Here is a 23,638-nt window from a genome sequence, read left to right on the forward strand (position 1 = left end):
AGCAATATATTACATGTTACCTGCTTCGAGGATCTCATCCGATGAATAAGAGTGCGCAAGCCGATGGGGTGCCGACGGCGCGAGGCGCTGGCGAGAAAGACCCGTTCCTGGTCGCACTGGGCGAGCGGGTTCGGACGCTGCGCGCCCGTCGCGGCCTGACCCGTAAGGCGCTGGCGCTGGATGCCGGAGTCTCCGAGCGTCACGTCGCCAATCTGGAGTCGGGCGTGGGCAACGCCTCCGTGCTGTTCCTGCGTCAGCTCGCACAGGCACTAAATTGCACATTGGCCGAAATCGTGGGCGACGAAACCACGTCGTCCGCCGAGTGGCTGCTGATTCGCGAGATCCTGCACGGCCGCGACGGCGAAGCGCTGACCCGCGCACGTCAGGCATTGAGCGAACTCTTCGCGGGCAGCGAGCGAGACCCCGACCGGCGTGGGCGCATCGCGCTGATCGGCCTGCGCGGCGCAGGCAAGTCGACGCTGGGCCGCATGCTTGCCGACGACATGCACGTGCCGTTCGTCGAACTCAATCGCGTGATCGAACAACTGGCGGGCTGCCCGCCGTCGGAGATCTATTCTCTGTATGGTGCGAGCGCCTACCGTCGCTACGAGTTGCGCGCGCTGGAAGCGGTGGTGGCCGAGCATCCGCGTGCCGTGATCGCTTCGCCGGGCGGTATCGTCAGCGACGCCGCCACGTTCAATTTCCTGCTGACCCACTGCTATACGGTGTGGCTGCAAGCGTCGCCCGAGGAGCACATGAAGCGCGTGGTGGCACAGGGCGACCTTCGGCCGATGTCGGGCAATGCGGAAGCGATGGACGACCTCAAGCGCATTCTGGCCGGGCGTCAGGACTTCTACGCGAAGGCCGATATGAGCTTCGACACCGGCGGGCGGGCGCTCGCGGACGCCTATCTGCAACTGCGTGGACGCCTGGCAGTGCAGTTGTCATCCGATTGATCGGAAGCATTCTGCAAAATAATTCATTTTTATTTGGGTAAACGGTTGACGGTGGGTTTGTGCTGCACTATATTGCAATTCAACAAGATCATTATTCGAGTTGGAGGCAATCATGTTCGGCAAACCCCACGTCGACTACCGTACGGACCCCACGCAGTACAAGCACTGGAAGCTGACCTTTGACGGCTCGGTGGCCACGCTCGCCATCGACATCGCGGAAGACGGCGGTATTCGCGAGGGCTACAAGCTCAAGCTCAATTCGTACGATCTGGGTGTGGACATCGAACTGCACGATGCCATCCAGCGCATCCGGTTCGAACATCCGGAAGTGAAGACGGTGGTGGTCACGAGCGCCAAGGACCGTGTCTTCTGCTCGGGTGCGAACATCTTCATGCTTGGCCTGTCCTCGCATGCGTGGAAGGTCAACTTCTGCAAATTCACCAACGAAACGCGTAACGGTCTCGAAGACTCCAGCCGTCATTCGGGCCTGAAGTTTATTGCCGCCGTGAACGGCGCCTGTGCTGGCGGCGGTTACGAGCTGGCGCTGGCCTGCGACGAGATCTATCTGGTGGACGACCGCTCGTCGTCGGTCGCGCTGCCGGAGGTGCCGCTGCTGGGCGTGCTGCCGGGCACCGGCGGTCTGACGCGTCTGACGGACAAGCGTCATGTGCGCAACGACCGCGCCGACATCTTCTGCACCATCGTGGAAGGCATTCGCGGCGAGCGCGCCAAGCAATGGCGTCTGGTCGACGAAGTGGTCAAGCCCGCGCAATTCGCGCAGGCCGTCGCCGCACGTGCGCAGGAACTGGCGCAGGACAGCCATCGTCCGGGTGGCAAGGGCGTGACGCTCACGCGCATCGAACGCACCGACGAGCCGGATGCCATCCGCTATGAATTCGTCGACGTTGAAATCGACCGCGCCAATCGCACCGCAAGCCTGACCGTGAAGGCACCGAAGTCTGCGCCGCCGAGCGACATCGCCGGTATCGAAGCGGCGGGCATCAACTGGTGGCCGCTGAAGATGGCGCGCGAACTCGACGACGCGATTCTCAACCTGCGCACCAACGAACTCGACATCGGCACGTGGCTGTTGCGCACCGAAGGCGACGCGAAGCATGTGCTGGCCGCCGATGCGTCGCTGCTCGCGCATCAGGATCACTGGTTCGTGCGCGAGACCCTCGGCATGCTGCGTCGCACATTCGCCCGTATCGATGTGTCGTCGCGCTCGTTGTTTGCGTTGATCGAGCCGGATTCGTGCTTCACCGGCACGCTCGCCGAATTCGCCTTTGCCGCTGATCGCACGTACATGGCGGCGCTCCCGGCAAGCGAGGAAGACGAACCGGCCATCACGCTGAGCGAAGTCAACTTCGGTTTGCTGCCGATGGTCACCGATCAGTCGCGTCTCGCACGCCGTTTCTATGAAGACGCTGCCGAGCTTGACGCTGTGCGCGCCACGATTGGCCGTCCGGTGCGTCCGGACGAAGCCGAGCGTCTGGGGCTGGTCACGGCCGCCGTCGACGATCTCGACTGGCCGGACGAAATTCGCATCGCCATCGAGGAGCGTGCGGCGATGTCGCCCGATGCGCTCACCGGCATGGAAGCCAACCTGCGCTTTAACGGCAAAGAGACGATGAACACGCGCATCTTCGGCCGTCTGTCGGCGTGGCAAAACTGGATCTTCATTCGTCCGAACGCGGTAGGCGAGAAGGGCGCGCTCAAGGTCTACGGCAAGGGCAACAAGGCGCAGTTCGATCTGAACCGCGTCTGACGAATTCGCAGGGGTGCGGCGGCGCATGTCACGCTCTCGCCCCCGCACCCGATCAAACGTTTCCATAGAACACGTACGAGACACGAGGATTCCCACGATGGCTTCGATCAACTACAGCGAGAAGATCCCCAACAACGTCAACCTGTCGGACGACCGCACGCTGCAACGCGCGCTCGAACAATGGCAGCCGAACTTTCTGTCCTGGTGGGGCGACATGGGACCGGAGGGCTCGCATGGTTTCGACGTCTATCTGCGCACGGCTGTGAGCGTCGATCCGAGCGGCTGGGCGCACTTCGATCACGTGAAGATGCCGGACTACCGCTGGGGCATCTTCCTCACGCCGGGCGATTCGGATCGTAAGATCCACTTCGGCGAGCACAAGGGCGAAGCCGCGTGGCAGGAAGTGCCGGGCGAGCATCGCGCGAACCTGCGCCGCATCATCGTCACGCAGGGCGACACGGAACCGGCTTCGGTCGAGCAGCAGCGTCACCTCGGGCTGACCGCACCGTCGATGTACGACCTGCGCAACCTGTTCCAGGTGAACGTGGAAGAAGGCCGTCACCTGTGGGCGATGGTCTACCTGCTGCATCGCTACTTCGGCCGCGACGGCCGTGAAGAAGCCGAAGCGCTGCTCGGCCGCCGCTCGGGCGACGAGGACAATCCCCGCATTCTCGGTGCGTTCAACGAGAAGACGCCGGACTGGCTCGCGTTCTACATGTTCACGTACTTCACGGATCGTGACGGTAAGTTCCAGTTGTCCGCACTGGCCGAGTCGGGCTTCGATCCGCTGGCCCGCACCACCAAGTTCATGCTCACGGAAGAAGCGCACCACATGTTCGTGGGCGAGTCGGGCGTGTCGCGTGTGATCGCGCGCACGGCGCAGGTGATGAACGAACTGAAGACGGATGACGTCTCGAAGCTGCGCGCGGCGGGCGTTATCGACCTGCCGACGATCCAGCGTTACATCAACTTCCACTACTCCGTGACGATCGATCTGTTCGGCGCGGACCAGTCGTCGAACGCGGCGATCTTCTATAGCTCGGGCCTCAAGGGTCGCTATGAAGAGAGCAAGCGCGACGACGATCATCAACTGAACGGTCAGATGTACCGTTTGCTCGATGTCGACAACGGCAAGCTCGTGGAGCGTGAAGTGCCGATGCTCAACGCGATGAACGAAGTGCTGCGCGATGACTACATCAAGGATTCGGTCGCCGGTGTGAATCGCTGGAACAAGGTGCTGGAGAAGGCCGGGATCGACTTCCGTCTGACGGTGCCGCATAAGGCGTTCAATCGTCAGATCGGTACGTTTGCAGGCGTGCGCGTGTCGCCGGACGGTCGTGTGGTGAGCGAGACGGAGTTGGCCGCGCATGAACGCGAATGGCTGCCGACGTCGGAAGACCGTGCGTATGTGGCGTCGCTCATGGGCCGTGTGACGGAGCCGGGCAAGTTCGCCAACTGGATTGCGCCGCCTCCGTTGGGCATCAACCGTCAGCCCATCGATTTCGAGTACGTGCGTTTCAACTAAGTCATTGCCAAGTTATTGGAAAGGCCGCAAGAGCCATCCCCACAAGGAGACAGCATCATGAACGGCCCCGTTCCGGTCGAAGTCCTGAAGCAGCATCTGATCGATCCGGAGATCTGCATTCGCTGCAACACCTGCGAGGAGACGTGTCCGATCGACGCGATCACGCATGACGAGAACAACTACGTCGTGCGCGCGGACACGTGCAATGGGTGCATGGCGTGTATCTCGCCGTGCCCGACGGGGGCCATCGACAACTGGCGCGACGTGCTCAAAGCCGAGGCCTACCCCGTCGACGACCAGCTCACGTGGGACGAACTGCCCGTGCAAGACGACGCGCTCGCCGGGCAGGGCACGATTGGCGAGGCGTCGGAGGGCGCGGTGGGCGGTGCGTCCGGTGCCTCCGCCGATGCGTCGGAGCCCGTCATCGGTGGCTCGGATCTGGTGCGCGGCTCGGTCGTGCCGCCGTGGTCCGCTGCGAAGCCGTACGTCAATCTCTATAACCACAAGGCCCCTGTGCAGGCCACTGTGGTCGGCAACTATCGCGTGACGGACGCGAGTACCGAGAGCGATATCCATCACATCGTGCTCGACTTCGGCAAGCAACCGTTCCCGGTGCTCGAGGGGCAGTCCATCGGCATCATCCCGCCGGGCACGACGGCGGACGGGCGTGTGCATCATGCGCGTCAGTATTCGATTGCGTCGCCGCGCGATGGGGAGCGTCCGGGGTACAACAACCTGGCGCTCACGGTGAAGCGTGTGACCAAGGACCATCAGGGACAGGCGGTGGGTGGCGTGTGCTCGAACTATCTGTGCGACCTGAAGAAGGGCGACGTGGTCAACGTGATGGGGCCATTCGGCAGCACGTTCCTGATGCCGAACCACGCCGACTCGCATCTTCTGATGATCTGCACCGGCACGGGCGCGGCACCGATGCGCGCCATGACCGAATACCGCCGACGTCGCCGCATGAAGGGCGCGACCGGCAAGCTGATGCTGTTCTTCGGTGCGCGCACGCAAGGCGAGTTGCCGTACTTCGGTCCGCTGCTCAATCTGCCGAAGGATTTCATCGATACCAATCTCGCGTTCTCGCGCACGCCGGGAAGCCCCAAGCGTTACGTGCAAGATGCGATGCGCGAGCGGGCGGCCGATGTGGCGGCGCTGCTGCGGCACGAGCATACGTACATCTATGTCTGTGGGTTGAAAGGCATGGAGGACGGTGTGCTGCAAGTGTTGCAGACCATCGCGGGTGAAGCCGGTCTCGACTGGCAGACGCTATGGCAACGGATGAAGACGGAAGGGCGTCTGCATCTGGAAACCTATTGACGAATCGATTGACCGACGGCGTTTTGCGCCGATTTAACACCGCGTGCTTCGGCTCGCGGTTTTTTTTGCCCCGATGCTGTTCGATGCTGTCTCAAGTGCGTCACCGGAATTGAGTAACATGGAGGGGCTGTTTCCCTTCCATTTTTTCTCTGAACGGAGAGTCACATGGGCAAGAAGCGGATTCTGGTGTTGGCGGGCGACTACGTCGAAGACTACGAGCTGATGGTGCCGGTGCAGGCGCTGATGGCCGTCGGGCATCGCGTGGAAGTCGTCTGTCCTGGCAAGAAGGCGGGCGACAAGGTGCGTACCGCGATTCACGATTTCGAAGGCGATCAGACCTACAGCGAGAAACGCGGTCACGATTTCACGCTCAACGCGACGTTCGACGGCCTCTCGCCAGCGGACTTCGATGCGCTGGTGATCCCCGGCGGCCGCGCCCCCGAGTATCTGCGGCTCAACGATCAGGTGCTCGCCGCCGTGCGCCACTTTGCCGAGAACGACAAGCCGATTGCCGCGATCTGTCACGGCGCACAGTTGCTTGCGGCCGCCGGTGTGATCGAAGGGCGTGAGTGCTCAGCGTATCCGGCATGTGCGCCGGAAGTGCGTCTGGCTGGCGGAAAGTACATGGAAATCGCCATCGACGACGCCCATACCGACGGCAAACTCGTCACCGCCCCGGCGTGGCCCGCGCACCCCGCGTGGATCGCACAGTTCCTCGCCGTGCTCGGCACGAAAATCGAGCTGTAATGCAGCCGTAGTGCAGGACCTCCGATAGGACGTCGCCGCCGCTGCGGTCGTTGCCGCAGACGCGCGGCGGATTCGTCCGATCTTGCCTCATTTTCGAAAGCTGGCTGCCCGACGCCGCAGCAAGATTGCCGGTCTCAACCGGGGAGACCGGCGTCCGCACACGTCTCGGCCCCCTGCCACGACCAGGGAGCGTCGCGATGCAGCTCAACACTTTCCTCGTTCACAGTGACATCGATCACCGCCGCCACGACACGCTAACCGGCGACGCCACCGGGCGCGCCGACTTGTTGCCGGAAGCCGGGCCGCAGGGCCTCTTCGGCGCGGTCATCGGGCACGACGGCAGTGGTGCGTCATTGCCGGATATCGGTCCCTACGATTTCTCCAACGCCACACGTGTGATCGATGCCATGCCGATGGGCAGCACGGGCGCGGCCACCCTCATGTCGCTCACGCCGCACGCGGAGATGCCTCAGTACGTCGTCAAGGCGTGCCCGAGCGCGGGGCATGCCGCGCAGGCATGGCTGGCGTCGCGACTCTTCGGTGCGGTGGGACTCGCGACGCCGACGGCAGCGCTGGTGCACGGGTGTTCGCAGGCGTTCGACGGCACGCGCGACCCGGCGCGCGTCTATCTGGCGACGACGTTTCTGTCCCGCTATCAGGATCTCGGCGACTGGCTGGAGAGCGACGATGCGTGGCGGGTCTTGTAAGGGATAAGCGGTGTCGACGGCTCCGACGTCCCCCGGCTGCAAAGGGCGAGGGACGAGGCGACGGCGGCAGGGCGGCAGATGGCGGAACTCGTGGCATCCAACGGCGTGCCGTTCCATGCACTAAGCGGCGACGCGGCGAAAGGGTACGCTGATGCGCTGGCGCGTCGCAACGCCATGCGCCATCAGCTTTGTCACGCGCTGCCAGACGTCTATCAATGTGCGCTCGAACGCCACTACATAGCAGCGCTCTGGCTCGGCAACTGGGATCTGTGCAACGTCTTCATGGAGAACATCGGTGTCTGGCGCGACAAAAACGACCTGCCTTACGCGATGTCGCTCGACTTCGACGCGTGCCTTCACCTGGGCTTTCAGGGCCTAACCAAAGACAAGAGCTACGACGCGGCGGTCGGTCAGCGCAACGCGGTGCCGTCATTGCCCGCACTGACGTCGACGTTTCGGCGCGACGCAGCGGACTTCAGCGCCGCGCTTGCCCCAAATTCGCTCACCGATCTCTCGCAATTTCCGTACGGCGATCAGTACGCGCCGTTTGTCCGTCGCCTGAAGGGGCTCGCGTGCGAGGCGTCGAACAAGACAGTGCAGGACGAATTGAAGAATCCGGTCGGTGTGCGTGCGCTGGCGGCCGAAATGGCCTACCGGCTGGGCCGGATTTCTGCGCTGGACATTCGGCCGTGGGCGCAAAGCGCGCATGCGGTGGCGAGGGCTGGGGACGCGGCGTGCGGCGCTTCGCCCGGCGCTGCCGCCGCGTGCTGTGAACCGGATGCGCTCGTGACCCGGCTGCTGGCTCGGCGTGATCACCTGGTGGAACGCCTCGGCGGCACGTGGGCTGCGCAAACCTGGGCGCACATGTATGACACGCGTGCCAGGGCGGTTGATGCTCGGCAGGCGCCGTTCCTGTGTGCGGGGCGGCGTTAATTACAGGCGGTGGCGTCAGACGCATCGTGGTCTGAACGTCATCTGACTCTCAAGCCGTCGTCGGCATCCCCAGCAGTGCCGGTGCGGCGCTCACGAGCGTATCGATGGCGGCGCGCAGCTTGGGAGACGGATGCCGCGTGTCGGGCCAGACCAGATGTAACGGGGTGCCCGGCACGCGAATCTGCGGCAGCAAGCGCACTAGCGTGCCGTCGGCGATCGCGCGCATGATGACCCAGTGCGGCATGCACGCGATGCCAAGCCCCTGCTCGGCAGCTTCCACGAGCGCGATCAGATCGTCGAGGATGAAGCGCGGCGAGCGATGCGGTCCGTCGGCGGGCATCATCGGCGTGGGCCATCGATACAGATTGCCCGCGCGTCCGTACATCAGACATTCGTGACCGGCGAGATCGTCGACCGTCTGCGGTGTGCCGTACGTCGCCAGATAGGCAGGGGACGCGCACAGCATCATCGTCTGTTCGCCAAGCGAGCGCGCCTTGAGTCCTGGTGTGTCGTCGAGCCGCCCGCTCCGTACGGCCAGATCGTAGCCTTCTTCCACCAGATCGATGCGGCTGTCGCAGAACGCCATCTCGAGACGCAACTGCGGATGCGTCTTCGCCAGCGCCAGCAAGACAGGCGCAATGCACTGCCGCCCGATGTGCACGGGCATCGTCACGCGCAGCTTGCCCATCGGCGTCTGCGAACCGGCACTCAGCTCGTCTTCTGCCTCGGACAATTCCGTCAGCACCTTCGTGCAACGCTGGTAAAACGTCTGGCCTTCGCCGGTGAGGTGCTGGCTGCGGGTGGTGCGGTGGAACAGGCGTACGCCCAGCCGCGCCTCCAGCCGACCGATGCGTTTGGCGACAGCCGAGCGGGTGAGATGCAATCGTTCGGCCGCGCCCGCAAAGCTCCCGGCGTCGACCGCCGCGACGAACGCCGAGATGCCCGAAAGCCGGTCGGGTGTGTAGGTCTCATTGGTTCTCATAAGTCGCCAATCAGTAGATAAATTGCCATCACTGCTTCGAAGTATTCTCCAATAAGCTGATCCTTGTCCACCCGGCTTGCCGGGATATCCGTTTTGAGAACGTCGACGAGGAAATTGGCAATGACAACGATGCAGCAATGGCAAATGACGACGCTGGGCGAAGCCTCGCTCAAGCTGGCGACCGGGGAAGTCCCGACGCCCGGGCCGGGCGAAGTGCTCGTGAAAGTGAATGCGGTGTCGCTCAACTATCGCGATGCCCTCATGATCGACACCGGCATGGGATTGCCGGTGACGTTCCCGTTCGTGCCCGGTTCGGACATGGCGGGGGAAGTGGTGGCCGTGGGCACAGGCGTAACGCGCGTGAGTGTGGGCGAGCGCGTCGTCAACACGTTCTGGGATCGCTGGAGCGAGGGGGAACTAGCCCCGGCCGGTTTGCAGATCTTCGGCGGCACCTTGCAGGGTGTACTTCGGGAGTACGCGGTGTTCGACGAGGCGGCGCTGGTGCGCGCGCCGTCCACGCTTGACGACGTGGCTGCTTCGACGCTGACGTGTGCCGGGCTCACCGCCTGGTTTGCGCTGTTCGGGACCGGCCGCAAGCTCGTGCCCGGCGAGACGGTGCTGTCCATCGGCACCGGCGGTGTGGCGTTGTTCGGTGCGCAACTGGCGCTTGCTCACGGAGCAAAGGCCATCGTCGTGAGCGGCAGCGAGGAAAAGCTGGCCCGCGCGGCGGCGCTGGGGGTGACGCACGGTGTCCAACGCCGGGAAGGTTGGGCGGACGAGGTCCGTCGACTCACCGAAGGCCGGGGCGTCGAACAGGTGCTGGAACTGGCCGGTGGCGACATGCGCGAGACGATGGCGGCGCTCGCGCCCAACGGCAAAATCTCCGTGATCGGCACGCTGGGCGGGGATTCCCTGCAAATTCCGGTCTATCCGGTGCTGCTCAAGCGGGCGCATGTGCAGGGCATCGGGGTGGGGCACCGGCAGGGGTTGGAGGCGCTCGGTGCGATGATCGACCGCCACGGTATTACGCCGGTGGTGGACGCCGTCTACGACTTTGCGGATGCCGCCGAGGCGCTGTCGCACTTGCGTCGCGGGGCGTTCGGCAAGGTGGTGGTGCGCGTCTCCGGGTCAGTTGCCTAACGTCCCAAGCTCGCATAAACTATCGACGCCACAAACCCCGCGTGACTGGCGATTAGGGCCCACACCCTTGTGTGCCCGAGGTGGAGCAACCCACCGGGAAGCGCCGGGGTCTTATTTGCCGTTCGCCTGGGCAGCCGTGATGGTTGGTGCTGCCCTGTCATCGTCTTCCGAAGCACAAAGGAAGACGCGCCGCAGCATCCCCTCCCGGAAAATCTGTTCAACTCAACGGAACCGCCATGTTCGACAAATCGAAATCTACCGTTGCCTCCGTCGATCCCGACGTCTGGGCAGCGATTCAGAAAGAAAACCAGCGTCAGGAAGATCACATCGAACTGATCGCGTCGGAAAACTACACCAGCCCGGCCGTGATGGAAGCGCAGGGTTCGCAGCTGACCAACAAGTATGCGGAAGGTTATCCGGGCAAGCGCTATTACGGCGGTTGCGAGTATGTCGACGTCGTCGAACAACTGGCGATCGACCGCGTGAAGGCGCTGTTCGGCGCAGAAGCCGCCAACGTGCAGCCGAACTCGGGCTCGCAGGCTAACCAGGGCGTGTACTTCGCCATGCTCAAGCCGGGCGACACGATCATGGGCATGAGCCTCGCGCACGGCGGTCACCTTACGCATGGTTCGCCGGTCAACATGTCGGGCAAGTGGTTCAACGTCGTGAGCTACGGCCTGAACGAAGCCGAAGACATCGATTACGACGCTGCAGAGAAGCTGGCGCAACAACACAAGCCGAAGATGATCGTGGCAGGTGCCTCGGCCTTCGCGCTGAAGATCGATTTCGAGCGCATGGCCAAGATCGCCAAGTCGGTCGGCGCTTATTTCATGGTCGACATGGCGCACTACGCCGGTCTGATCGCCGCAGGTGTGTACCCGAACCCGGTGCCGCACGCCGACTTCGTCACCACGACCACGCACAAGAGCCTGCGCGGCCCGCGCGGTGGCGTGATCCTGATGAAGGCCGAGTTCGAGAAGCCGATCAACTCGGCCATCTTCCCGGGCATTCAAGGTGGCCCGCTCATGCACGTGATCGCCGGTAAGGCCGTCGCGTTCAAGGAAGCTGCATCGCCGGAATTCAAGGAATACCAACAGCAAGTCGCGAAGAACGCACGCGTGATGGCCGAGACGCTGGTCAAGCGTGGTCTGCGTATCGTGTCGGGCCGTACCGAATCGCACGTGATGCTGGTCGACCTGCGCGCCAAGAACATCACCGGTAAGGCTGCCGAAGCCGCGCTGGGTGCTGCGCACATCACCGTCAACAAGAATGCGATTCCGAACGATCCGGAAAAGCCGTTCGTGACGAGCGGTGTCCGTCTGGGCTCGCCCGCCATGACCACGCGTGGATTCAAGGAAGCCGAAGCCGAACTGGTCGGCAACCTGATCGCCGACGTGCTGGACAACCCGGAAAACGAAGAAAACCTGGCCCGCGTGCGCGCACAAGTGGCTGAGTTGACCAAGCGTTTCCCGGTCTACGGCTAAGCCACGGCGTCGCACGCATGCGCTGCCCATTCTGCCGACACGACGACACGCAGGTCATCGACTCGCGTGAAGCGGAAGACGGCGCCGCTATCCGGCGGCGTCGGAAATGCCCGTCGTGCGACAAGCGCTTCACGACTTACGAGCGTGTCGAACTCGCGATGCCGGTTGTCGTCAAGAAAGACGGTAGCCGCGCCGAGTACGACCGCGCGAAAGTGCGCGCCAGTATGCAGTTGGCGATTCGCAAGCGCCCTGTCAGTGCCGAAGCGATGGATGCCGCGATTGCGCGCATCGAGTACAAGCTGCTGGCCGGTGCGGAGCGTGAAGTCATCAGCCAGCGCATCGGCGAACTGGTGATGCGCGAGTTGAAGCGGTTGGACAAGATTGCGTACATCCGCTTCGCGTCGGTCTATCGAAGCTTCGAAGACATCGCAGAATTCCGCGATGTCCTTGAGGAGATCGACAGCCCGGACGTCAAGCCCAAGCGCAAGCCCGTGGCCTGAACGCGGGCGGCGTACGCTGCCTGCGTTGAAGACTGCCGGGCAGACTTAGGTGGGTAATGCCCCGCCGGTCGAATGAATGTCGAAAAACCCGTCGTGCCTGAAAGGGCGCGACGGGTTTTTTTATGGCCATCCGCAGGGCATCCTCATACGTTGATGACGGGCACTCCCCGTGCGGAACAACCCGAAATTCAAGCGTGGGACGCGGCTGAAAGGCGCTGTCACGCCGTTGCGCGCGCGCCGCACGTGTCGACGTTTTTGGGGAAATAAGAAACGTAATAAACACTGTTTTGGGATGATTCGGAAAACCTTTAAATAGATTTTATAAGAATGGTCCCAAATGAAAATTCTGATTGAATTATGGGGTAAGTACTAAAAAATCATCAGAACTGACAGAATTTCGATAGCTCGTCTCTAGAATTCACAACCTTGATGGTGGCAGGTGTGTCGCTGTTTTGGCGATAGCGAGTTAATTCGCTATTTGATGTGAATTGAAAATAAGAGATTTATCGAATGCAAAAGAATCATCCGAAGTCGAATGTCCTGCGTCAGACGAAGATTTGTGTGGCAGCTGCGGCGGTGGTGACGGCTGCTGCGCTGCCGGGGCATGCGGTATCGCAGACGGAACCGCAGTGGGAGCGTGAACGTGATGCACGTATGACCGTACTGTCCAGCGCAATCGGCGCGTTGGATCCGGAGCTTGGTGCGGCGAGGGCGACGGAGGCATTTGCCCAGAAGATTCATGAGCAAATGGATGCCGCATCGGCTGCACTTGTTGAAGGTGCAAAGAGATCTGATATAAAAGATTTGCTTGAATTGTTGGTGACGTCCGTCGATGAGACGTTAAAAACAGATGATAAATATCTGACGGCCGATGGGTTAAAGAAGAAGGGCGAGCTTTCGGCGTTTAAAGCGCGCATCGAAGCTGCGATGCAGGCAGCGGCAGGATCGGACCGTAACGCGATGGCGACCGCGCTTACTGCTCTGGAAGATGAAATGAAGAAGCACACCGGCTTCCTCGACGACACCGTGAAGGCCCGCGAGCCGGTCGAGCGCAAAAGCGATCTGCTCGCCCTGAAAGAGACCCGTGTTAGAGAGGTCGATTCCGAGGCCGGACTGAACGCACTCAAGAACACGCGCCAACTGGATGCGACGACGCCCGGCGCTGCGACACATCAGGACGTGCTCACGTGGAGCGACAGGAACCTGACCAACTTCATGGCGGACGATGTGGTGACCGCTACCCATGACGTCATCGGCAAGGACAGCATCCTTGAGTTCACGCGTCGCTCGGGAGAGGAATCGGACGCGATTGCAGGAACCGGCGGCGTGCGTGACGTGGGCACGCTCCACGCGCGCAGGTCTGCGGACCATGATGTGCGCGTCGACGGCGGCACGCTGAACGTTCATCAGGAGATTGGCGGGGACGGCCGACTCGATATCACGGTCGGTAAGGGCGGCAAGCTTCATTTTGCCGACGACGGTGTCGGCGTGTCATCGGATGCAGGCGACGTGACACTGTGGGCCGTCCGCAGCGAGAAGGGATCCCCCGATGGCGGCGCGATCGAGTTTGGCAAGCGTACGAGCTCGGGGACGGCCGAGATCATCCTGAAACAGGGCGGAAGCCTGCATTTCGCCGAGGGCGCCGACGCAGGCATCAGCGACATCGACATTGCAACGGGGGCAAATGCCACGTTCCACACGGCGAATGCCGCCGCCGCGAAGATCCAGAACAGCGGGACGCTGACGTTCGAGGCGGGGGCACAGGCGGGTCGCGCCGATATCGTGAATACGGCGGGTGGGCTGACGACGTTCCAGGACACCGATCTTCAGCGCGTCGAACTCGTCAACCTGGGCCGGATTCAGTTGGAAAAGACCAGGGGCGGATCGGCAACGTTGATCAATGGCATCGATGGACATGTGGATGTGCTCGATTCAGATCTGCAACAACTCGGATTGGCCAACGTCGGCGTCGTCAAACTGCGAGGCAATACACAAGCAGACGGTGCCCGAATCGAAATGCTGGGCGGCAAGCTGAACATCGCGGATATCGAGGCGCAGGCGCCGGGACGCAAGGCCGAGAAGACGTTGTCCATCGGTTCTCTGAGCGGCATCGGGCAAGTTGTCACGGGAGACACGAAGCTGGTGCTGGGCGAGCGCAACGAAGACGACTATTTCGACGGCGAGATCGTGCGCGAGGAGGCGTCTTCCGGCGCAGACGCCAACACACCGCGCCGCGCTACCAAGTCGCACACGCAAGTTGCGGCGGCAACCGGCTCGGATGTCGTCAAGACGGGGACCGGCAATCTGACACTGGGTGGCGATCAGAGCGGCGTTGCCAGTCTGCGTATCGAAAGCGGCAGCGTGACGGCCGCGCACGCGAATGCTCTTGGCTCGGGCACTGTGACAGTGACGGATAAGGGCGCAGTCAAGCTGGCGTCCGATGTCGACGGCGTGAGCCACGTTGACAACGCCGGTCGGATTGACCTCGGCACGAACAAGCTGGCTGTGCAGAAGTACACGTCGAAGGCGGGCGCGAAAATCAGTTCGCATGTGTCCCGCGTGGGGGATAGCGTCGCCAGTGGGGCGATTCAGGTGTCGGAAGACAGCGACTTCACGAACACGGCCATCGACGTCACCGTGGCCAACGACATCGCGCTGGCTGACATTCAGGACAAGCTCGGCGTGGTGAGCGTAGCCGAAGGGAAAACGGCCAAGCTCGGCAAAGTCACGATCGGCAGCATCGTTGGCGGGAAGACGGTGGATCCGACGGACCCTACCGATCCCACCGATCCGACCAAACCCACCGATCCGACCAAACCCACCGATCCGACCAAACCCACCGACCCGACCGATCCGTCGGGCATCATCACCAGCCAGAACGTCGTGCAGTACCTGGCGACTGACGGCAACTACAGCGCGAACGAGCGGGCGGTGCTGGCGTCGGTCAACGGCATCACCGTGGGCGATCTGACCTCGGGCAAGGTCGGCGGCAAAGTCCTCTCGGAGATGGCATTGCAAACAGCGGGTTCGGACGAGCAGCGCCGCTCGGCGAGCCTGCTCTCGGGCGAATCGCTGGTGAACAATGCCCTCGCCGCGCAAGGCGCGACAACGGCATTCCAGCGCGGTATGCAGTCGCGCATGCTGGCGGGCGGCGCAATGTTCGACGACAGGACCGCTAACGGTGCGAATGCCGATAGCCATGGCATCGCTGGCTGGGCGTCGTTCTCGGGGGGCAACACGGCGCAACGTGGTGATGCCCTGTCGTTCGACGTGCGCGGTATCGATGGCGCGATCGGTGTCGACAAGCAAATCGGCAGCAACACGGTGGTCGGTGCGTCGGTCGGTATGGGCAACCAGAACTCGAAGGCGAAGGGTATGCCGGGCGAGTCGAAGATCAACAGCGTGAGCGTCGGTCTCTACGGTTCTCATCTGAACGACGCCAACATATTCGTCGGCGGTGGCGTGTCGTACACGAATCACAGCGTGACGACGGACCGCGCGGTGGCGGCACGCAACGCATCGGCGCGTCTGTCCGGCAAGACGAGCGGCAACACGTTTGGCGCGTTCGGCGAGATCGGCAAGCGCTTCGATGTGGTGGGCTTTAACGTCGATCCGTCAGTGGGTGTGCGTCTTGCGTCGACGCGTCTGAATGCGTTTGACGAGACGAATCGTGACGGCGCAGGTAATGACGGGCTGAAGGTCGGCGCGCAGTCGCAGACGTCGGTTCGCAGCGTGTTGGGCGTGCGCCTCTCGCGTGACGTGATCAGCTTCGACGGCGGCAAGGTGACGCCGATGCTGCGACTGGCGTACGAGCATGAGTTCGGCAATACGCAGGCGAGCCTGACGAATTCGCTGTACGGCGCACCTCACGCGTTCAACGTGAAGGGCGCGAAGCTGGGTCGAGACGTCTTCACGGCCGACCTCGGCGTCGACCTCCAGCTCAAAAAGCGAGTCAGCGTGCACGTCGGCGGCAACGTTAGTGTGCGCCAGGGCGAGAACGCAGTGGGCGGCGGCATCTCGGCGAAGTATCGCTTCTAAGCGATGCGTCGGGCCGCGTGTGTTGAGGCTCGGCTAAATGCAGCGACGAAACCCGTCGTGTCCACGAGGACGCGGCGGGTTTTTTCGTTCCGAAATCCCAAAAGAAGTCAGAGGAAATGTCGCAATTGCTCGGGCGATATGTGGTGTCACAGCGTCAGGCCGACGTCCGTTTAGGAGAGAGGCGGATAAAACGCATCCCTGTATGAGCGATTGATTGAAATTTAAAATTAATCGCATTGGGATTTTACGTTTATTCGATTAACTGGTGATGGTTGGGCTAAGTACCAAAGCGTATTGATATCGAGAGTGTTCGGATAAATCGACTCCAGAATTTGCCGGAATGATGGCGGCCGACAAGCCACTGTCTGAAGCGTGATGAGGGAAATCATCATTTGAGGCGAATTGAATAGGAGTTATCTAATGCGAGGAAATCGTCCGAAGTCGTATGCGCTGTGTCAGACAGAGATTTATGCGGCGATCATCATGGTGGTTGCAGTAATAGGAGGGGCTCCGAATGCATCGGCAGGAAGTCTTCGGTCCAGCGGGATGGAAAACAGAGAGCAAAGGTTGCAGGAGCTTGTTCCCCTCGATGAGCAAAAAAAAACCGTCGAAAAGGAGAAAACGGATGAACATGAAAAGAATATGTCTCTGCTAGGATCGGAGATTCCTATTCATAATTCGCTGGCAAACATTTCCGATGCCGACGAGTTGAAGAAGGCCCTGGGAAATCATGTGGCGGATATTCAAGGCGCCATCGATGTTGTTCAAAAGCGAATAGATGAGGGGAAGGAACTGCCGAAGGATAGAGTTCTTATTCAGGAGTTGAGTGACCTGAAAGGGACGGTCGATGCGCTGGCGAATAGCCAAAATCCATTGGCAGGGCCGGAGCGCACTGCCTTGGATAATCTCTTGTCGGGTGATGCGAACAAATTCAATGAGTCGCTCGCGGCATTGGTTCAGGCAAAGAAGGATGCCGAGCTCGTTGGCTACACACTTCAACGTTGGCGTGACGCCAATGATGAAAAGACCGCGAGCAATCTCAGCGTCACCAAGGAATTGAATGCCTCTGTCAGCGGGGTAGATCTTGTTCCCGATACCAACTACGTCACATGGAATGACAAGAACCAGATCGACTTCATGTCGGATACCGTGCCTGTCGATGGCCAGTCGCTGATCGATGCCCAAACGACGCTGGAGATTTCGGCGCGCTCCGGGCAATTGTCCGACGCAATTTACGGCGCCACCAATCAGCAGCGCGATGTAGGGACAATCCGAGCGGTCAACGGCGCAGATCACACAGTGCGTGTCGACGGCGGCACACTCTCCGTTCATCAGGGCATCGACGGGGAAGGCACCCTGACGATGAATGTCGGCAGCAAGGGGGTGCTCAAATTCGTGGAGGGCGGGCAGGGCGTTTCGGATGACGCACAGCACATCACGCTGAGTGCGGGGACATCGGATGGGCAGTCACCGGACGCACCGGGGGGCACGATCGATTTCTTCAAGGGAACGAGTGCCGGTGCCGCAAGGCTCCAGATCCACGACGCAGGCGCACTCACATTCCACCCGGGCTCGACCGGCGGCCGTAGCGTCATCGACGTCGAGAAGGGCGGAGTCGTCGGGTTCGATGAGGCAAATGCCGCCGACGCCACGATCCTTAACAGTGGGTTCGTGGGGATGCGAAAAGCCAAGGGTGGGGCCGGGGCCATTGAAAACAGGCAGGGCGGGCAACTCGCTGTGGTAGATAGCGACCTGGAGACGCGCCAGATCGTCAACGCTGGCCTGACCCATCTTTCCGGAACGACAACGGCGGACTCGGCAACCATCGCAATGGAGGGCGGCACGCTCAGTCTTGTGGACTTCGAGTCCAATCCCCCAGCCGATCCACTGGCCGAACAGTCACTGACCATCGGCTCGCTGTCCGGTAGCGGCCATGTCATCACTGGCGGCAAGACGCTCAAGCTCGGCGCGCTTGGCAAAGATGACGTCTTCAGCGGCGATATCGTCAAGCTCGACACCGATAAGCTCGGTGCCACCGTCGCCAAAGTCGGCACCGGCAACCTCACTTTCAGCGGTGACCAGAGCGGCATCGATTCGCTGACGGTCGAGAACGGCACGCTCACCGCAGCGCACCGCACCGCCCTCGGTACCGGGCTGCTCGCCCTCTGGGCACCCGGTACGATCTCGCTGGCCAACGATGTCTACGACGTCAAGAAATTCGAGAATGCGGGCACGCTCAAACTCCACGGTTACCGGATCGTGATGGATGAGTACGAATCGAAGGGCAAGGATGCCAGGATCGAGTCGGACGCCAAGCGCGATCCGAATGCGCCCGACGAAGTGCATCGCGGCACGATTCACATCAAAAAGAAAGGCGACTTCACGGATACCAAGATCGTTCTGACGCCGGATGGATCGGTGACCCCCAAAGAACTGCTCGACAAGAAGATTCAGGTCGTCACGCATGATCCCGATGCCGACGTGAAACTCGGCGAGGTCGACTACGGCAGCATTCCCACGGAGCCTGGCGAAGGCGGCGACGGCGGCGACGGTGACGGTGACGTCGTCATCGATCCGGGCAAGGAGATCGCATTCCTCGATCCCAGTGCGCCCTACACGGGCAACGAAAAGGGCCTGCTGGATTCGTTTCAGGGCGTGACGCTCAACGACATCGTCGAAGGCCGGGTGGGCGGCGCAGTCCTCGGTCAGTTGGTGCTGCTTCCCGCAGGCGCCGCCGAGCAGCGTCGTGCGGCACGCATGCTCTCGGGCGAATCGCTCGTGAACAACGCCGACACCGCCTACAGTGCGTCCGACGCCTTTCGCAGCAGCATGCAGACGCGCATGCTCGCGGGCGGCTCGCTGTCCGACTGCAACGCAACCAACGGGCAGCGCGCGAGCCAGAACGGCACGTCGGTCTGGGGCTCGTTCAAGGGGGCGGGTGCGAATCGGAGTGACGGCGAACAGAGCTTCGCGACCTCCGGCATCGACGGCGCTTTCGGCATCGACAAACGCCTCAACCGGAACGCGCTCGTGGGCGTGTCGTTCGGACTGGGCAGCCGGACGTCCCGCGCCGACGATCTGCCGGGCGACGCCAGCATCAGGAGCGCCAGCCTGGGCCTGTACGGCTCGTATCTGAGCGACACACGCTGGTTCGCTAACGGTGGCCTCTTCTTCACCAACCATAACGTGACAACCGAGCGCACCGTGGCCGCGCGGGATGTTTCTGCACGGCTCGAGGGCAAGACCAGCGGCCGCACACTCGGGCTGTTCGGTGAAGTCGGTCAGCGCGTGCTTGCTGGCGGTATGAACGTCGACCCGTTTATCGGTATGCGGATCGCCTCGACGCGTCTGAACGGCTACGACGAAACGGATCGCGACGCCGGACAGGGCCGGAATGGCCTGCACGTCGGGTCGCAGGTCAGCAACTCGCGACGGGCCATTCTCGGCGTGCGTCTGTGGCGTGAGCTGGTGAATACGAGCGGCGGCAGCGTGATTCCGTCCTTACGTCTGGCGTACGAACACGAGTTCGGCGATACGCAAAGCAGCCTCACGAACGCCATTTATGGTGCCCCGCGTGCGTTCACGGTGAAGGGTGTCAAGCTCGGCCGCGATATTTTCACCGCCGATCTCGGCGCAGACGTGCGCGTTACCCGGCAACTCAATGTCCATGTCGGCGGCAATCTGAGCCTGCGCGCGGGGGAGAAGGCCTACGCGGGCGGCGTCACGGCGAAATACATGTTCTGACACAAACGCCAACGACAGGCGCCGAAGCGCAGGTTGTAACAAGCAGGCCCCCAAAAAGCAAACCGCCCGGTCAGCACCGGGCGGTTTGTCCTTTTGTGACGCGCTTTGCCGTCGTCAGAACGAGTGCGACACCCCGATGTAAGCCCCCATCTGGTTCTTGCCCGCAGGCGGGTTGTCCAGCGAGTCGCTCGGAATTGCCGCCACCGAGAAGCTCTGGCCCGAGCTGTTCATCACATACGCGATCGTGCCGTACAGGAAGGTACGTTTCGAGAGGTTGTAAGTGGTGCCCAGCTCCGCCATCGTGGCGTGTCCGAAGCCGCCCGGCACGTTCACGTGATACACCGCCGCATTCGCTGCCCACGCTGCCGTCGCCTGATACTTCACCCCGGCCCAGTAATGGTCGGCGCGTGTGGCGAAGCTGGGGGCGGGCGCGTCCGGCGCGGCCATGTGCGTGTAGCCCAGCGAGATCGTGAAGCGGTTCAGGAAGATATTCGCACCGGCGAAGTATTCCCGCGAGGTGGCGAACACGTCGGTGAAGCGTCCGTTGGTGTCGCGAATTTCGTCATACAACGCGCGCAACTGGAACCGGTCGTGCGTGTACGTCAACTGCGCGCCCATGCCACGGCCGTTGTTGAACTGCCCGGCGATGTTGGAGAAGGCGTACTGACCGGCAATGTCGAACCCGCGCCAGTTCGGGCTTTGATAGTTGACGGTATTGCTCGCCTGCGGCCAGTTGCGTCCACGCACCAGCGACGCCGACGAGAAGGCCTGCTGCTGGAACGGATCGAAGTCCCAGACCCCGTTGCTGATGAACAGGTTGCGCCCGAGCGTCAACTGGCCCCATGAGCGGGAGTTGAAGCCGACCAAGGCACGGCGGTCGAAGATGGAACCCGAGCCGTTGTTGTTGTAGCCGTTCATCAACTGGAAGCCGCCTTCCAGATTGAATACCGCATGCAATCCCTGTCCGAGATCCTCGTAGCCACGCAGGCCGAACAGGCTCGTGCCGTAGTCGCCGCCTTGTGCGCTGAAGCGCGAAGCGGTGCCGCCGTTGCCGTCCTGCAAATTGTTCATGAACTGAAAGCCGCCATCGACGCGGCCGTAGAGTTGCACGCTAGATTGCGCGTGCGCAAACGTACCGATGCCGCAAAGCAGGCTTGCTGCAATGAGCTTCTTCTTCATGATTTGCTCCCCAGGTTGCGTTTTGCCCCGCACCTTCTTTTGCGTGGTTATGCCCGTCGTCGTCGCGACACGCCCGCGCGGGGGCGTACACAGACATCGGCGGAAAAGCCTGAAATATCGTTACGAGTGACGAGAAATCGGCAAGCGGGGACGCCTGGGCAACGGGCGCCGCGTGGGGGAACGCGGCCGGTTGCGAGTGATGCCTGCACGTTCTGCATATCCATTTCGGACACTTCGAACATCTCGAACGTTACGCTCTGGTTTTCAGAGATCGTCGTCATGGCAGTCCACTGGCGTTGGGTCGGCGGCAGCGCGATGCGCGCGCAGCCATGCGACCGGAATGCGTGGCGGGAAGGGGCTGAACCAGCCTGCTGGCTGATTAAGTTCGTATTACGTACGATTTCGTGACGCGATACAAACGCACCTTCGCCTGATTGGCTTCTTTATATCCGAATTCCTCCTGGCGCAACATAAGGGAAAGGCTTAGTTTTTCGACTGTTGCGCGCCAGCAACCAGAAAGCGCCCGGCGTGACATTTCTGTGGCGAAAAGTCCCGTGGAGGTGTTTCAGTCGTCCGTTTTGGTCTACGGCTCGAGCGCGTCAGTCCGGCGCACCAAAGGCTTCCATCTTGCTGGCAAGGTGCGTGAGCAATCGGTTGGCGGCACCGGACAAGCGTCGCCCGGCGCGCGTGATCAGATGCGCCTCGGCACTGCTGAGAATCGGATGGTCGATGGGCAGGGCGCGCAGCACACCTGCGTCGATTTCCTGCGAGACGGCAAAGGTCGGCAAGAACGTTGCACCGAGGCCAGCCCGCACGAAGTGCTTGAGCACGGAAATCGAGTTGGTCGTGACCGTTGGCACGAGCCGGTGCTTCTCCGACTGCTCGGCCAGCTCCATCAGTTGACGCGTGCCGTAGGAGCCATGCATGAGCGCGAGCGGCACATCGTAGAGTGCGTCGAGCGTGAGTGTACCGAGCTTGTCCGCCTTCTCGATCAGGGGAGAACCGGGGGCGACGATCGCGTGCACTGGCTGCGCCAACTGGGCGCGCGAGACGATTTTTGGCTCGGCGGGCGGGTTGTAGACCAGACCGATGTCCGCATCGTCTTCCGCCACGAGCCGCATGACTTCGTTCGTCCCGGCCAGATCCAGCGTGAGGGTGATGTCGGGGTAGCGTTTGCAGAAAAATTGCAACGGCGTTCCCATCAGGTCGCTGACGAAGCCCTCGCCGACGGCCAGCCGAATGTGGCCGCGCCGCAGCCCGCGCACTTCCTGAAGCTTGGCGAGCAAGTCCTCCTGGTGCGCGCGCTGCTCGCGGTAGTACTCCATGAGCAAACGGCTAGCCTGCGTCAGGTGGACCCCGCGCTTGTGACGTTCGATGAGCGGCAGCGCCAGTTCGGCCTCCAGAAGGGCGATCTGGCGGCTGACGGCGGATGGGGCGATGTCGAGTCTGTCGGCGGCGGCGCGCACCGTGCCGCACTGGACGGCTTCGAACAGATACGACAGACGGCTTTCGTTGATGGCGGGTGTCATGCCCTAAAGACTAATTATTAGAACAAAAATGTTCAAGCGTTGTCATTGAGCGTCATTTTTTTTCAATCCACACTGCGAAGCATGCGGATCGGCCCCGACGCCGTGCAACGAACCCAGGCGAGGCCCGGTGTCGGCGGTCCGATTCCGCGCCACTCACCCCTCGGAGGCCCCCCGATGAGCTCGACGATTCCGCCGCGCAATTCGCGATTCGGCATCGATCATCCGCTGGTGACGGTCCATGACCATCCGCGGCGGCTGGCGCATTACGAGCGCATGGGGTTTGCCCCGTCGCCGGTGTCGTATCACCCGTGGGGCACGGTCACGTCGCTGATGATGTTCGGCGACAACTTCATCGAACTGATCGGCGTGGACGACGCGAGCAAGTTCGGCACGAACGCCGTCGGCGACTTCTGCTTCGGCCGTTATCTCGGCAGTTTCCTCGCCCGCGAAGAGGGCGTCTCCCTCGTTGCACTGCACAGCAAGGATGCGCGCGCCGACCACAGCCGCCTCACACAGGCCGGGCTGGAGACGCAGGGCATCATCGATTTTCGCCGCGCGATGCGCAAACCCGACGGCACGCCCGACGAGGCCGTGGTGGCGCTGGGCCTGTTCATCGACGACGTGCTCGGCGACGCTTCCAATTTCATCTGTCACCAGCATCGCCCCGAGCTGATCTGGGTGCCCGAGTGGCAGAAACACGCGAACGGTGTCACCGGCATCGTCGGCATTACGTATGTGACGCCCGACACGGTGTCGTTGCGCACGCTCGCCACACGTTGGCAGCGCATGTACGGCGCGCGTCACGTCGATCTGTACGACGGCGGCGCAGTGGCCGACACCGGGTGCGGGCACTTGCGGGCGATGTCACCGCAGCGCGCCGAAGCGCGTTATGCCGCCGTGGGCCTGCCGATGGCGCAGGGCGTACGCACGCATGCCGTGGCGATCACGCTGCTCACGCCGGATCTGGCGCACGTCGAGGCGCTGTGGCGGGAGAACGGCGTGCCCTATGGCTATAACGAGCACGGACTGGTCGTGGAGCCCGAATTCGCGGGCAATGTGGTGCTGGAGTTCGTCAATCACTAG

At 62.1% G+C, this 23,638-nt stretch carries 16 protein-coding genes and 1 riboswitch; of the genes, 13 read left to right on the forward strand and 3 right to left on the reverse strand.

What is annotated here, in order from left to right:
- The first annotated feature begins 41 nt into the window (after positions 1-41).
- The 7 genes from ACIQWO_RS13140 to ACIQWO_RS13170 all read left to right on the forward strand — a co-directional run bounded on the left by ACIQWO_RS13140 (position 42) and on the right by ACIQWO_RS13170 (position 7,959).
- Positions 42-956, forward strand: coding sequence for a helix-turn-helix transcriptional regulator (locus ACIQWO_RS13140; RefSeq protein WP_052252576.1), 915 nt, complete (start codon positions 42-44; stop codon positions 954-956).
- A 112-nt stretch (positions 957-1,068) separates the two neighbouring features.
- Entirely contained in the window at positions 1,069-2,724 is a 1,656-nt protein-coding gene (gene boxC / locus ACIQWO_RS13145; protein ID WP_402824334.1) for a 2,3-epoxybenzoyl-CoA dihydrolase, read from the forward strand.
- Between the two features lie 97 nt (positions 2,725-2,821).
- A complete protein-coding gene (gene boxB, locus ACIQWO_RS13150) occupies positions 2,822-4,249 on the forward strand; it encodes a benzoyl-CoA 2,3-epoxidase subunit BoxB (protein ID WP_402824337.1) in 1,428 nt (475 codons plus the stop codon).
- 57 nt (positions 4,250-4,306) lie between these two features.
- On the forward strand, positions 4,307-5,572 hold the full coding sequence (gene boxA, locus ACIQWO_RS13155) for a benzoyl-CoA 2,3-epoxidase subunit BoxA (protein ID WP_402824340.1): 1,266 nt from the start codon (positions 4,307-4,309) through the stop codon (positions 5,570-5,572).
- A gap of 165 nt (positions 5,573-5,737) precedes the next feature.
- Positions 5,738-6,319 (forward strand): DJ-1/PfpI family protein, encoded by a 582-nt coding sequence (locus tag ACIQWO_RS13160; RefSeq protein ID WP_402824343.1) that lies wholly within the window; start codon positions 5,738-5,740, stop codon positions 6,317-6,319.
- A gap of 197 nt (positions 6,320-6,516) precedes the next feature.
- Positions 6,517-7,026, forward strand: a complete 510-nt coding sequence (locus tag ACIQWO_RS13165; protein ID WP_402824346.1) for a hypothetical protein — start codon at positions 6,517-6,519, stop codon at positions 7,024-7,026.
- A 78-nt stretch (positions 7,027-7,104) separates the two neighbouring features.
- Entirely contained in the window at positions 7,105-7,959 is an 855-nt protein-coding gene (locus ACIQWO_RS13170) for a hypothetical protein (protein WP_402824349.1), read from the forward strand.
- A gap of 49 nt (positions 7,960-8,008) precedes the next feature.
- On the opposite strand, the gene ACIQWO_RS13175 is transcribed toward ACIQWO_RS13170, so the two are convergent.
- Complete coding sequence (locus ACIQWO_RS13175) at positions 8,009-8,941, reverse strand: LysR family transcriptional regulator (protein ID WP_402824352.1); 933 nt, start codon at positions 8,939-8,941, stop codon at positions 8,009-8,011.
- A gap of 129 nt (positions 8,942-9,070) precedes the next feature.
- On the opposite strand from ACIQWO_RS13175, the gene ACIQWO_RS13180 reads away from it, so the two are divergent.
- The 5 genes from ACIQWO_RS13180 (at position 9,071) to ACIQWO_RS13200 (ending at position 19,847) form a co-directional block, all read left to right on the forward strand.
- Entirely contained in the window at positions 9,071-10,081 is a 1,011-nt protein-coding gene (locus ACIQWO_RS13180) for an NAD(P)-dependent alcohol dehydrogenase (RefSeq protein WP_402825351.1), read from the forward strand.
- 31 nt (positions 10,082-10,112) lie between these two features.
- Positions 10,113-10,220, forward strand: a riboswitch (ZMP/ZTP riboswitch).
- A gap of 97 nt (positions 10,221-10,317) precedes the next feature.
- Positions 10,318-11,565, forward strand: coding sequence for a serine hydroxymethyltransferase (glyA, locus tag ACIQWO_RS13185; RefSeq protein WP_402824355.1), 1,248 nt, complete (start codon positions 10,318-10,320; stop codon positions 11,563-11,565).
- A gap of 17 nt (positions 11,566-11,582) precedes the next feature.
- Positions 11,583-12,065: a transcriptional regulator NrdR gene (gene nrdR / locus ACIQWO_RS13190; RefSeq protein WP_039396961.1), complete on the forward strand. Its 483-nt coding sequence runs from the start codon at positions 11,583-11,585 to the stop codon at positions 12,063-12,065.
- A 510-nt stretch (positions 12,066-12,575) separates the two neighbouring features.
- Positions 12,576-16,103 carry an autotransporter domain-containing protein gene (locus ACIQWO_RS13195; protein WP_402824358.1) on the forward strand — a complete coding sequence of 1,176 codons (3,528 nt, stop codon included), beginning with the start codon at positions 12,576-12,578 and terminating at the stop codon, positions 16,101-16,103.
- Between the two features lie 420 nt (positions 16,104-16,523).
- A complete protein-coding gene (locus ACIQWO_RS13200) occupies positions 16,524-19,847 on the forward strand; it encodes an autotransporter domain-containing protein (RefSeq protein WP_402824361.1) in 3,324 nt (1,107 codons plus the stop codon).
- A gap of 114 nt (positions 19,848-19,961) precedes the next feature.
- Here the strand turns inward: ACIQWO_RS13200 and ACIQWO_RS13205 are convergent, their stop codons facing one another.
- Together ACIQWO_RS13205 and ACIQWO_RS13210 are read right to left on the reverse strand one after the other, a co-directional pair.
- A complete protein-coding gene (locus tag ACIQWO_RS13205; protein WP_402824364.1) occupies positions 19,962-21,026 on the reverse strand; it encodes a porin in 1,065 nt (354 codons plus the stop codon).
- Between the two features lie 599 nt (positions 21,027-21,625).
- Positions 21,626-22,555, reverse strand: a complete 930-nt coding sequence (locus ACIQWO_RS13210) for a LysR substrate-binding domain-containing protein (protein ID WP_402824367.1) — start codon at positions 22,553-22,555, stop codon at positions 21,626-21,628.
- A gap of 174 nt (positions 22,556-22,729) precedes the next feature.
- On the opposite strand from ACIQWO_RS13210, the gene ACIQWO_RS13215 reads away from it, so the two are divergent.
- Positions 22,730-23,638: a VOC family protein gene (locus tag ACIQWO_RS13215; RefSeq protein WP_402824370.1), complete on the forward strand. Its 909-nt coding sequence runs from the start codon at positions 22,730-22,732 to the stop codon at positions 23,636-23,638.

The sequence above is a fragment of the Pandoraea sp. NPDC090278 genome (assembly GCF_044772185.1).
In the GTDB taxonomy this organism is placed as follows: Bacteria; Pseudomonadota; Gammaproteobacteria; order Burkholderiales; family Burkholderiaceae; genus Pandoraea.